General features: G+C 43.9%; 12 protein-coding genes. 3 read left to right on the top strand and 9 right to left on the bottom strand.

Going from position 1 to position 12,616, the window contains the following annotated elements:
• Positions 1 to 7 precede the first annotated feature (7 nt).
• Positions 8 to 1,519: a flavocytochrome c gene (locus ACVBIK_RS12080; RefSeq protein WP_447162571.1), complete on the bottom strand. Its 1,512-nt coding sequence runs from the start codon at positions 1,517 to 1,519 to the stop codon at positions 8 to 10.
• A 342-nt stretch (positions 1,520 to 1,861) separates the two neighbouring features.
• Here ACVBIK_RS12080 and ACVBIK_RS12075 point away from each other — a divergent pair, with 342 nt between their 5' ends.
• A complete protein-coding gene (locus ACVBIK_RS12075; RefSeq protein WP_447162572.1) occupies positions 1,862 to 2,653 on the top strand; it encodes a TetR/AcrR family transcriptional regulator in 792 nt (263 codons plus the stop codon).
• Between the two features lie 19 nt (positions 2,654 to 2,672).
• Here ACVBIK_RS12075 and ACVBIK_RS12070 read toward each other — a convergent pair whose 3' ends face one another.
• Genes ACVBIK_RS12070 through ACVBIK_RS12055 form a run of 4 tightly spaced genes read right to left on the bottom strand, consistent with a single transcriptional unit; the run spans position 2,673 to position 5,821 of the window.
• Complete coding sequence (locus ACVBIK_RS12070; protein ID WP_447162573.1) at positions 2,673 to 3,131, bottom strand: DUF3299 domain-containing protein; 459 nt, start codon at positions 3,129 to 3,131, stop codon at positions 2,673 to 2,675.
• A 50-nt stretch (positions 3,132 to 3,181) separates the two neighbouring features.
• The gene (locus ACVBIK_RS12065; RefSeq protein ID WP_447162574.1) at positions 3,182 to 3,919 is read right to left on the bottom strand and encodes a cupin domain-containing protein; all 738 of its coding nucleotides are present in this window, start codon (positions 3,917 to 3,919) and stop codon (positions 3,182 to 3,184) included.
• A 38-nt stretch (positions 3,920 to 3,957) separates the two neighbouring features.
• Entirely contained in the window at positions 3,958 to 4,308 is a 351-nt protein-coding gene (locus ACVBIK_RS12060; protein ID WP_447162575.1) for a cytochrome c3 family protein, read from the bottom strand.
• Between the two features lie 10 nt (positions 4,309 to 4,318).
• Positions 4,319 to 5,821 carry a flavocytochrome c gene (locus tag ACVBIK_RS12055; protein ID WP_447169775.1) on the bottom strand — a complete coding sequence of 501 codons (1,503 nt, stop codon included), beginning with the start codon at positions 5,819 to 5,821 and terminating at the stop codon, positions 4,319 to 4,321.
• Positions 5,822 to 6,011: 190 nt separating this feature from the next.
• Between ACVBIK_RS12055 and ACVBIK_RS12050 the strand changes: the two genes are divergently transcribed.
• Together ACVBIK_RS12050 and ACVBIK_RS12045 are read left to right on the top strand one after the other, a co-directional pair.
• Positions 6,012 to 6,779: a TetR/AcrR family transcriptional regulator gene (locus ACVBIK_RS12050; protein ID WP_447169774.1), complete on the top strand. Its 768-nt coding sequence runs from the start codon at positions 6,012 to 6,014 to the stop codon at positions 6,777 to 6,779.
• A 117-nt stretch (positions 6,780 to 6,896) separates the two neighbouring features.
• Positions 6,897 to 7,988, top strand: coding sequence for a branched-chain amino acid aminotransferase (locus ACVBIK_RS12045; protein ID WP_447169773.1), 1,092 nt, complete (start codon positions 6,897 to 6,899; stop codon positions 7,986 to 7,988).
• 187 nt (positions 7,989 to 8,175) lie between these two features.
• Here the strand turns inward: ACVBIK_RS12045 and ACVBIK_RS12040 are convergent, their stop codons facing one another.
• The 4 genes from ACVBIK_RS12040 to ACVBIK_RS12025 form a co-directional block, all read right to left on the bottom strand.
• Positions 8,176 to 8,580, bottom strand: a complete 405-nt coding sequence (locus ACVBIK_RS12040; RefSeq protein WP_447169772.1) for a hypothetical protein — start codon at positions 8,578 to 8,580, stop codon at positions 8,176 to 8,178.
• Between the two features lie 329 nt (positions 8,581 to 8,909).
• The gene (locus ACVBIK_RS12035; protein ID WP_447162150.1) at positions 8,910 to 9,848 is read right to left on the bottom strand and encodes an acyltransferase; all 939 of its coding nucleotides are present in this window, start codon (positions 9,846 to 9,848) and stop codon (positions 8,910 to 8,912) included.
• A 7-nt stretch (positions 9,849 to 9,855) separates the two neighbouring features.
• Complete coding sequence (locus tag ACVBIK_RS12030; protein WP_447164001.1) at positions 9,856 to 10,761, bottom strand: acyltransferase; 906 nt, start codon at positions 10,759 to 10,761, stop codon at positions 9,856 to 9,858.
• A 210-nt stretch (positions 10,762 to 10,971) separates the two neighbouring features.
• Complete coding sequence (locus ACVBIK_RS12025) at positions 10,972 to 12,495, bottom strand: EAL domain-containing protein (protein WP_447169771.1); 1,524 nt, start codon at positions 12,493 to 12,495, stop codon at positions 10,972 to 10,974.
• Positions 12,496 to 12,616 lie beyond the last annotated feature (121 nt).

Here is a 12,616-nt window from a genome sequence, read left to right as displayed (position 1 = left end):
TGGCTCCTTAAAGATCAGCTTTGATGGTTTCAGACACTACGATACCCATGACTAGACACTCTAGGCAGGATGTAGAACTCAAACGGGCTTCACCGTGGATACCACCTGTTACTTCACCTATTGCGTATAGGTTCTTGATAGGCTCCATAGAGCGGCCATCAATGACGCGAGCGCCTAAATCGGTTTTTAGACCACCCATGCAGTAGTGCACTTTTGGCCAAATACGTGACACAACAAATGGGCCTGTTAGCTCTTCTGCCGTATCCATCTTGCGATTGAATAGCGGGTCTTTATGCTCACTCACGTGCTTGTTGTATTCAACAATGCTGCGCTTAAGCTCTGCGGCTGGAATATCGAACTTAGCGGCGATCTCATCTAATGAGTCGACCTTCCACGCCATCTTGTCGCGGATGGCACGTACAACACGGTCATCTTTGGCGTAGTTGTTGTAGTTGAAGAACACTACTGGGTACGCTGGGCTACCATCAGCGTTGCGGTTTTTCATGATGGCTTCAGAGCAGGTCTTACGGTCTGCACGTTCATCCATAAAGCGCTTGCCGTTGAGCACGCTAATCGCCACACCTTGGTGCCAGCCGATAGATAGTAAGGCGTTTGACCAACCAAATCCGCCTTCATCTGGAGAACCCCAGTGGCCCGTTTGGATAAGGTTCATGTGTACAGGTAGTGCGCCGTAAGCCATCGCCGTCAGGGTGACTTCGCCTGTTGCGCCCATTGCATTAGTGCAATCTAGTGTTGGGTCTAGAGATGGATCAACCGCTTCACGTAGCGCCATGTTGCGCGCGAAGCCGCCGTTAGCGAGCACTACGGCCTTGTTAGCTTTAACAAAAATGGTGCTACCGGTTTTTAGATCGGGGAAGCGGTAGTTCTTACGCACTTTTACGCCAATAATCTTCTGGCCTTCCATGATGAAGTCTTCGATATAGTGCTGTAGACGGTAATCAACGCCTTCTTTTACACCGGCTTCATATAGCTTGGTGGTGATGTCACCGCCAGTACCGTGTTGAGTACGAATAGCGCGAGCTTTATTGTGGCCGCCCACCTGGATATTAAAGCCATCGCGGAACTTAACGCCTGTGTCGATACAAAGATCGTAGGCATCTAAGGAACGGTTAGCGATAAGACGCAGTGCAGGCTCGTTTTGCATGCCGCGGCCAGAGATAATCTGATCTTTTACTAGTTCTTCAGGAGAGTCGTCATTGACGCCTTGCGCTAACTGGATTGGGTTCTTAGGAATAGCCAACCAACCACCGTTGATAGCAGAGTTACCGCCAATCACTTGCATCTTTTCTAAAACAAGTACCGAACCTAAGCCTTGACGCTTAGCATTTAGGGCTGCAGAAAGACCGGCAAAGCCAGAACCGACAACAATGACATCAACGCTTTCGTCCCAGTTAATCTCACCACAAGTCTTAGCTTGTACGGTACCGGGTAATGTTGCCGCTAAACTGCCAACTGCTGCGCCAGCACTTAGCTTTAAAAAGTTTCTTCTACCTTGCATTTTGTAATTCTCTCAATGGGAATGAGCTAAAGATAAACGCAAGTTCGCTTGTTAAAGGTGAACTAAGTCACGCCATTTTTTCAGTGACAAATTTATTCGTGAGGCAGATCTCGAAGATCTTTTCTCTTAAAATAGGATGCGGTTTTAACGCTATAAAAATGTGAACTCAATTCCATATAGGGTTACAAGTTATTGCACTAATGTTTGTATGACGTGACTCACAAAGCCTACCAATAAAGGAGTATTAGCGTGAACTGAATCCCGATTAGGGAAGAGATATCTATAATCTGTAATTGTTACAAGCGCATAATCGCCTTAATTCGAGATACAGGTTTTTTATAGATGAAATGTCCCACTGAAGCGCTGCCTATGATGCGATGCAATCAAATACTTGACGCGGCTGAACAGCTCATAGAATCGCAAGGTATTGTGTCGTTTAAGTTCTCGCAACTCGCGAAGGAAGTGGGCTGTTCGACAGGGACGCTGTACAAGTTTTTTGAGCGAAAAGAGGATGTTTTGGTTTGCCTTTTTTTACGCAGTGCGACCTCTAATCACCTGCCGATATTTATTAACAAATATCCGGATTTAACGGCTCAAGAAAAAGTGCTGTTACCGATTTTGTTTACATTTGAAACCATCAAACGCAGCAAGAGTTTTTTTACTCTGCGTTCAGTTTCAGTCAATACCATGGTGTGGCAGTTAGCGAGTGACGAAAAAGTCGATCGCTTCAAAAAACGTATTAATGCATTTTGGGGCTGGTTTACCGACTCTCTCAATGAAGCCGTAGCAAGAGGTGAGCTTGATGCCACCCCCTTGCAGGTGAAAGAGCTCGTTCAAGGGATAACCTTTTACCTTACAGGCTCATTAACCCAGTTCGAAAGCCAATTGATTGCGCCTGAATACTTATCAAATCGTCGCGAGACCTGTTACCGCCACTTGGCAAGATTGATGGCGCAATATAAGTGGGTTAAGCCACTTACCCCTGAGCTTTTTGAGTCATTAGAGAATAGAAGTTCGAGCTTTTTTGATAAACATTATCGCGACCATATGAGCTGTAGCGCTTGCAGTGCCTTGACTAGCTCCTCGGTTAATAGCGAAGCACCCTGCTTACGCAAAAAAGACAGCGTCGCTTAAACTGAGTGTGTAAAGTGAGTTAATGCTGGTGGTCTGCTTGGGCTACTTTTACCGGAGTCGGGTATTCAATCGCTTCAATTCCTTTTAGGTGATAACCCGTTTTGGCAAATCCGGCTTGGGCACTCTTAATGCTCAAGGTTCCTGCTATATACATAGGTTGTTCCAGATCTGGAATGGCTATTGGTACATCGAAAGCGACATGTATTAGTTGATTTGCAGGTGATGGCGGTTTGTGAAAACAAGCGCCTTGCTGTGGAGTGAGTAGAAAGTTTTTGGTGTAGCCACTGTTTTGACCATCCAATGGCACGATAAACCCAGGAATAATGACCTTTTTACCATCGAGTGCTAAGTTGACATTGGTATCAACGGGTAAATCTACAGGCCCCGGAGCAAGGTTATTCCATAATATGGAGATAGGTTCTTCGGCAAATAGATTGGGGCTAAAAAATAGGCTTAACGCTAGGATTATTTTTTTCATAGTTAATAAGGAGACCAACTTAAGTTGGCCTCCATCTCTATTGAGTAAGATTACTTAGATTTCTGAATCACGTCCCAACCATAGCCACCGTTACCTGAACGAACGAGCTTAGAGTTGGTGTAAGGTACGAAGTCAAACATGAGTTGCTCACCTGGACCCACATCTTGTGGCCATTGGTACTTAAATGTTGAGAACTTGCCATCGAGTGGGAACCAGTACATATAGATCAGGTCTTGATCATCATAAGTATTAGGCGTGTAGTGAATTGCTTTACTTGGGATCTCAATATAGTCACCAGGGCCAAAAGGTTGCATGCGCTCTTGTGCCCACGTTAGCCCTTCACCGCTTAGGCCGTAATAACATTCCATTTCACGGTGATAGTGCGGTGCAGCAGTGCCAGGTGCGACGCGCACTAAACCAATAACGGTTGGTTCATCGTTTAGCTCTTTCCAGCACATACCCACTTCAGAGTCTGAGGCGCCGCCAGCAGGACAAGGAATAAGATTACTTGGGTCGTCAACACGCCAAGTTAACCAGCCAGAATCATTAGCACCTTTACCGCCGTGATCGTTTGACTGAATGCTGTAAATATCCTTTTCACCGCTTTGTAACTCTTTAAGATAGGCCATGGCTTGCTCTTGCTTACATACCATAGGCATTACTTTAGTTGGTGCATTAATTGTTGATAATGTTGGCTTTTCATTGTGCCAAGGTTTATCGGCTGGCTTATCAGCTGCAACGGCGCAACCCGTAATTAGAATTGCCGAGGCGGCAAGTAGTTTTCTCATTATCATTTCCCCATGTTTTTTAATTATTTAATTTGATGCTATTTAAACTTTGGATACTCAAAGTTGTGGCAATCCATACAGATAGCTTGCTTCTTGGTGTGCTCCCCGTGGCACTCCATACATGGCGCTTCTTGGCCGTAGTGCATGCTATCGTGTGGGTTTTGCTTTGCCTCATGCCCTTCACGTTTGGTTTGTTCTGCCAGCTCACCCATGTCATGGCATTGCAAGCAGGAATCATCAGATGGAAAGGCTTTTAGCCCTTGGTCATGACAGGTTTTACAACCCTCTTCGTATAGCGCCTCGTGATAATCACGCTGATCTTGAGCTTGAGCTGAAAGGGCGATAACGCTGCTAAATATCAGCACAAGTAAAGTCGTCATTGGTTTCATGTTGGTATCCTTATGCTTTCATCATCGATCGAGCGGCTGTGACGCCAAATGCCATGCAGTCTGGAGTCGAACAACCACCTAGGCGGCTAACTCCATGAACACCACCAGAAACTTCACCTGCAGCATAAAGATTTGGAATAGGCTTGCCGTTCTTTGCCGCAATAACTTCAGCTTTGTTATTAATTTGGATGCCACCTTGGCAGTAATGCACTTTTGGCCATAAACGCTGCACAATAAATGGTGCCGTTAAATAAATGCCGGCGCCCATATCCATGCGCTTGCCGAACTGCGGGTCTTCACCGGATTTAACGTATTGGTTCCAGTCATCAACCTGTTTTTTCAATGGACTTAGTGGTAAATCGAAGTGTTTAGCGATGGCTTCAATGCTGTCGAATTCCCAGGCAACGTTATACTTGAGCACATTTTCCATTGACGGATCTTTTTGTGCTTCGTGTTTGGGGGCGATAAGTAGAGCAGGGTTTGGCTTGCCATCTTTATCACGACGCTGGATCTCTAGATCTGCGCGGTGTTTACGGTCTGCGGTTTCATTCATGAAGCGCATGCCAGTATTGCGGTCGATCGCGATAGAGTGCGGGAAGTTGTATAAAGAAAAGCCTGCGCCGTAACCAAAACCACCTTCATCAGGCGACGCCCAAGGACCAGACTGAATGAAGCTCAAATGGATAGGCATTGCGCCTTCAGCTAACATGGCAATAAGGCCATCACCCGTAGCACCACGAGCGTTAGTGTGACCTACTTCGTCCCCTAATGTAGGATCAAGCGCTTGACGAAATGCGACGTTAGCTGCAAAGCCGCCAGTTGCGATTAACACGCCTTTTTCTGCTTTTACGTTAATGATCTTGCCGGAGTCTTCATGATCGGTGTGGTAACCTTTACGTACTTTAATGCCTAATACGCTGCCATCTTTGGCGGTAATCAAACCTTCGAACTTATGGCGGGTTTTGGTTTTTACACCGTAGCTACGAGCTGTTTTTAACATTGGGCGAATAAAGCCTGCCCCTGAGCGTTCAACGACTTGGTGGCTGCGAGTCGCACTTGTACCGCCAGTGTTGATGATGTGATCGCGGTAGACGCAGCCACAATCTTTCGTTAATTGGTAAATGTAAGGTCCAAGCTCGGCACTATGACGTAATAGTGCTTCACTAGCATAACCACGACCTGAAGCTAATTGGTCTTTTACCATTAAATCGGCGCTGTCTTTAATACCGAGTTTTCTCTGTAGATCGGTATCGGCAAAGCAGGCTTGGCCAGCATTGAGAGTAGAGTTACCACCGTACACACCCAGCTTCTCAAATACGACAATATCCTTTGCGCCCAATTTCCCCGCTTCTACTGCGGCGGCGAGGCCTGCGAAACCGGAACCTACAATCACGATTTCATGGGTTTCATCCCATTTCACATCAGATGAATTTGCGCTTACTGATAGTGGGGCTAGTGCGCCAACCGCGGCCGCTCCAGCACCAAGTTTTAAAAATGAACGTCTTGTTTGCATTTTTTTATCTCCATTTAACTTGGGTTAACAATATGATTTGGAGATGTAATCAAACATGCGCGGAATCACACTTTATATTGGGGGAGAAAGTTTTTTGTGGAGGCCTTCAAGAAAATGTTTCTTTTCAGTATCTAAATGAATATTTAACCGTAGTATCAATCTTAACTATATAATTAAATAAGAGGCTAACATGCAGTGCCCTAGTAATAATATGGATGCTATTCGCTGTAATCAATTATTAGATGTTGCTGAACAATTGATTGATAATCAAGGTGTTGTTTCTTTTAGGTTTGCACAAATAGCCAAGGGCGCAGGATGTTCTACTAATACGTTATATAAGTATTTTGAGTCTAAAGAGGATGTCTTAGTTTGTTTATTCTTAAGGAATACAATCTCGAGTCAAATACCTGTGTTTATAAAAGAAAACCCTGATTTAAATATCTACGAACATGCAGTTCTATCTATTTTATTCACATTTGAAGTTGTGAAGAGAAGTCCAATATTTAATATTTTGCGAGTTGTCTCTATTAACAGTATGTTCTGGCAATTAGCCAGTTCTCAAAAAGTTGAAATATTAAAGAACCGAGTTAATTTATTTTGGAGCAGAATTAAAAGGCCTTTAGAGCATGCTGTTGAACAAGGTGAGCTGCAAGCGACACAAGTTGAAATAGATGACTTGAGTCAGGCGCTGTACTTCTTTTTGGCGGGAGCCACGTCTTCGTATCAAAGTGGCTTAATGGACGAGCAATATTTTAGTGTCAATGATGATATAGGCTATCGCCACATAAGCCGTTTAATGAACCATTACCAGTGGCGTGAACCTATTACTCGTGAAATGATGCAGTCATTATCTGGCCGTATTAAGCATTTTCTAGATAAAGGCCATGACAATATACGCAGTTGTGAAACGTGTTTAAGCATAGGGAAATTGTCGGATTGTAGGTCTCAATTTGATTAATTTTAGGGCAGTTTGAATGTTTTGTATAAGTTGAAGATCTTCAGGCTAGCCCCCGTTTTGCTTGACTTTTTTATGACCACTGATAGGCTGCTCAATCAGTAATCAAGGTGGTATACAATGCAAATAACTTATAACTTAAAACCTGCGTTAGAGCGCCGTACCGAGCAATTTAAGCCTACAAGCAACGTTGGCTTCGGTAACCTCAGAACTGACCACATGTTTTTAATGGATTATCGCGATGGGCAGTGGTGTGATCCTAGAGTCGTTCCTTATGGCCCCTTTCAAGTCGCACCGGGCGCCATTGCGCTGCACTATGGTCAGTCGGTATTTGAGGGCGCAAAAGCCTTTCAACATGAAGACGGCGAAATCTACACTTTCCGAATTGATAAAAATGCCGAGCGACTTAATCGTTCGGCCGATATTCTTTGTATTCCCGCATTGCCTGAGCAGATGCAGATTGATGCGATCAACGCGTTGATCGATGTCGATCGTTTGTGGTTTCCAATGCAAGAGGGCGCTTGTCTGTATATCCGTCCGTTTATCTTCGCCACTGAAGATCGTTTATCGGTTAGCCCGAGTGAACAATACACCTTCTGCGTCATGCTAAGTCCAAGCGGCCCTTACTATAGCGACGGCTTTGATAAGGCGATTCGTTTGCTGATTAGCGAGCGTTTTCACCGTGCTGTTTCTGGTGGTACTGGCGCATCAAAGGCGGCAGGTAACTACGCGGCATCACTTAAGGCGGGTAAAGCTGCTGCAGAGTATGGTGCAGCGCAGGTGCTGTATCTGGATGCTAACAATAAGCAGATTGAAGAAGTGGGCGCGATGAACCACTTCCACGTGCTGAAAGATGGCAGCATTATTATCCCTAAATTTACCGACACTATCTTAAAGTCGATTACCTCACAGTCAATTCTCGATTTGGGCGAGTTACTGGGCTGCGACGTACGCCAAGAGACGGTGATGCTGGATAAGTTTATTAGTGACATCGAGTCAGGTGAGATTATTGAAGCAGGTGGCTTTGGTACTGCAGCCGTGGTCTCTCCAGTAGGCTCTTATATCTTTGAGGATAACCGCATCGTCACGGTTGGTGATGGCGAAGTAGGTGAGCACACTAAGCGAATTTATAAGGTGTTAACCGAGATCCAAAAAGGCCATATTCAAGGGCCTGAAGGCTGGGTGCAGCACGTAAAGCGTGTGCAAAGTTAACTAGATTAACTAGATTAACTAGATCTAAAAAGGCTCCTAAATAGGAGCCTTTTTTGTTATTTTTAAAGCAATACTCATTAGTCTTATACAAATCAGTCTTATACAGATTGGGCTTGTACAAATTGGTATTGCACTGATTAGCATAAGACTACAATAGCCACCATATTATTTGGCGACAGCAGTAAATTTACAGCTCTACCGTGGCATTTACTTTTACAGCCTGGCGAGTGATGTTGTATGCCGTGGCAAAAAATTGATAGTCGTCTACACCGACCAATAACTCAGCAGGAACCCTAGTGCCATTGGCAGTATTTTTCATGGTGACTTGACTCATCTGTCCGTTTGTATTGACTACAAACGATACCTCATAAACTGCTTTATGTTTGCCAGTGTTGATATGAGTGTCTGTTGGGAGTAGTTGCTGCCAATCAATAAGCTTGTCTCTTGTTACCCAGTAGCGGGCCATATCACTACCACTGAGCTCAATAATTTGTTGGCGACTTTGATCTACGCCTTGAGTGGCGCAGGCGGTATTTACCAAAACGGATAAGAAAATGAACAACACACTGGCTAAATGATTCTTGTGATACATTTTGTTTCCCTTGTTGCATCAATGTTTAAAGTCGAGGTTAACTTATCCAGTTATTGGCTATAAATCCAGTCAATAATTTGACCGTGACTATTTTTCATTAGGGCTTTATAGGGCAATGTTGTTAATTGGTTTGAATAGGAAGGGAGTATATCTATCTGGGTAGAGGAACATACTGTTTTTACGCTCAATTATAGCGATATCGTTTTTATTGGTTTATGAGTATATTGCATTGGTATTATTGACGTTTTTGTGACTTGCAATTGATTTCAAAATAAAGAAAAGGCCGCATTTAAAATGCGGCCTGATTATTGATGGGCAGAAAATGATAGTTATTGTTTAGGCTTAACAACAATATGTTCGCTAGAGCTATTATGCTTAAGCATCAATTGGTGGATCTCTTCATCTTTCCTTTCCCAAAGTTCATTGAGCCAGCGTTGAAAGTCGACGCGGTAAGAAGCTTCAGAAAAATAACGCTTATTATCCACTTCAGGCACAGGTAGTACTTTTACGCGCACGACAATTTTCTTCATGCGGCCATGCATTACTTCATATAAGGCATCTTTTTTAAATACTTCGGGGTAAAGAACCGTCACGTCGAGGACATTGGTGAACTGCTCGCCCATTGCCGAAAGGGCAAAAGCAATCCCGCCTGCTTTGGGGCGTAATAGATAGCGGTAAGGCGAATCTTGGCGTGTATGCTTCTCTTCTGTAAAACGGCTGCCTTCAACATAGTTGATGATAGACGTGGGCATGGTTTTAAACTTTTCACAGGCTTTGCGAGTAGAGGCTAAATCCTTACCCTTGAGCTTAGGATTTTTCTTTAACTTAGCCGGGCTAGTACGGCTCATAAAGGGCATATCCAGTGCCCAGCAACCCAAGCCTAAGCACGGCACATACATAAGCTCTTTTTTAAGGAAAAACTTGAGCATGGGAATATGGTTACGTAACACATAAGTTTGCGCAGCAATATCAAAACCACTGAGGTGGTTACTGATCAGCAGATACCAACTCTTTTTGTCGAGATTCTCTAGCCCTTCTACATCCCATTCAATGTCGGCGAGTAGATATAAAATCCCTCCATTACAGGTAGCCCAGGCCCACATGAAGCGATTCATGATATGGGTTAAACCGTTACGAGCAGCGGTAAAAGGCAGTAGCAGCTTAATGATGCCACCTATGCTGATAAGTGATGCCCAAAAAGCTGTATTAATGATCAATAACAGGGTACTTATAAAATATAAGATGGGTGCAGGTAAAAAGTTTAACATCTTGCTCTTATGCCTCTTCTCGGGTGTTTTCTGCTTGTGCTAATTGGGCTAGAACCTGATCTTTCTGCTGCCAGATAAGGTTTAACTCTTGCTGGAATTGAATTTTAAATTGACGGTCCTTGATATAATCACCGCGCAGTTCATCGCTAATATTATTAACCGTGATATGAACTCTAACTTCTTTGACTTGGCCACTAATGTACTCCCAGTAGGTTGGCACCTTGCCGGGGTAATAGATAGAAACGTCGACTAATTTATCAATATGCTCGCCCATTGCTGAAAGGGCAAAAGCCATTCCGCCAGCTTTAGGCTTAAGCAGGTGAGCAAAAGGTGAGTTCTGTTTGTTGTGCTTACTAGGATGGAAACGGGTACCCTCAACAAAGTTCATTACGCTGACAGGTTTGCTTTTGAACTTGGCGCAGGCCTTACGCGTGATCTCGATATCTTTGCCACGTAATTTAGGGTTTTTCTTTAATTGTGCGTTGCTATAACGACGCATAAATGGAAAGTCCAGCGCCCACCAGGCGAGCCCCAGTACAGGTACAAAGATCAATTCTTGTTTTAAGAAAAACTTCAAAAAGGGGATTTTACGGTTAAAAATTCGCTGCAAGATGAGGATATCTACCCAAGACTGGTGGTTAGCGATAACCATATACCACTCTTTGGTAGACAGCTCGCTATCACCTTCAATCGTGAGTTTGATCGGATGCAGTCGGTTTTCGATAAAGCCATTGACGCTGATCCAGGCGCTGGCACAAAAATCGAGGAAATAGGTGCAACCCTTGCGAGTCACATTTAAAGGAATGAGCTTAAAAATGCTCATAATAAGAATTGGGGTGACCCAAAATAACGTGTTAATAAAATAACACAAGAAGGCAAAGCTTCCTCTAATGCGTGACACTATCGCGCCCATTAACAACCTCAAGAAAAAAATTGGAGACTTATAGTACTCGTTGTCAGGTTTGGTCTCAATCTAGATGTTAAATTTCGACGATTAACGGTGCAGTCTATTAGTATTTAGGGAACGTTTGTGATTAATTATCAGCATGAGTGATGCTTGTTTATGAAAAGTCGTCACCAGTAAAGGTTAAGCCCCGGCAATGCCAGGGCTTAGATTTTTATATTAATGATTGAGAAGGTAAGATCTGAGTTCCGTTGCAGGTAAGGCTTTTGAGTAGAGCCAGCCTTGATGCAAATGAATCCCGAGCTTCTTAAGTTGTTCGGCTTGATTCTGGGTTTCAACTCCTTCAGCGATAAGAGCAATATTCATCTCTTTGGCGATGGCGACATAGGAGCGGATCAAAAACGGTTGATTATTTTCACTCGAGAGTATCTTGGTGAAGGCCTTATTAATCTTTAGGCAATCGAACTCCAATTGTTGAAGAAGCATACCGCCGCCGTAGCCTATGCCCACGTCATCTAACTTAATCCGACAGCCTAACTGTTTGCAGCCAGCGATAAATTCACGCATCGCCTGCCAGGATTCGATAGGCTGACGCTCTGTTAACTCAAAGCATAACTGATCAACCGGGTAACCATTATTGGCTAACTGTTGCAGGTAAGAGAGTACCCGGCCTTGCTCTATTTGCTTGGCGCTAATATTGATACTGCATCTAGCGATCTGATTACTTTTCAGTAACGATTTTAATTCACTGAGAGCCGTTTTTATCATCCATTGCGTCAGTTTTGGCATTATCGAGTCTTGCTCTAACATAGATATATAACTGCTGGTCTCTCGATGTTTACTGCCTTTTGTGCGCCACCTTAATAGGGTTTCCACACCAAAAACACGTCCATTGTTAGTATCAATAATCGGCTGATAGGCAAGGTAAAAATCGCCTTGATTCGACGCAGATACAAAGCGACGGTGCCAATATAATTTAAATATGCGTTCGCGAAAGAGGTAGAGGATCCCCGCTAACAGCGAGGTTGGAATGAGTAATAACAGGAATATGATCAACCATAAGTGATTTCTAGCGGTTTCATTGGCGATTAAGGTGTACTTAAACTCAGAGTCTTTGGCTTGATATTCGATACTGGCAAACGGGTTGCAATCGGTATTACGGCTTACCCAATCATGGCCATTAACCTTGATATCGATGCCACCGCATATCTTGCAGTTAGTTAAAATAGTATTGATAGCATCAGCCGATTGTACTGGCACAAATATATGAGCAGTGCTGCTTGCCGCGCTGGCATAAATGGTTTTTTGTCTATTAAAGGTACGGTGATCTTCGCCATCAAACAGGGCGTGGCCGTCTATATCGCGGCTTAATAACCGACTTCCTTTAGGAACTGGCCAGCGGCCAATCGCCGAGCAAATAAGTGTTTCATCGTTAAACTTAACCCAGGGAACAGGTTGATCACTTTGTTCGAACAGCTTCTGTTTCAGCGAATTTATGGTTGCTTCAGAGCAGTGTGTTTCTTGCTCTTTATTGAGCATCGCTTGCACTTCTTTCATCTGCGTTTTTGCAGCGAGCAAGCGTGTTTGATACTCATTATCCAGTTGTACGGCCACTGCGGTAAGCTGGCGAGTGAGTTGGTAATGGCTTAAACCAAGAGACGTTGCCAGCAATGCGATAAAAATGAGCCCCGCAGCAAGGGATTTAACGGCATATTGACTGTTATATTTGAATTTACTTGGCATGTTATGGGTCATTAATATCTTAAAAATGATGGTAATAGTGAGTTTACCGGGGTGGCAGATAAACTTATCTCTACCTCATTCGGTTCTGAACGTTACTCTTGTTGGCGTGAATGCTATAAAA

This window comes from Shewanella sp. 125m-1 (genome assembly GCF_052977065.1).
Note: the sequence above shows the minus strand (reverse complement) of the source record. Positions and strands in the feature narration are given on the sequence as shown.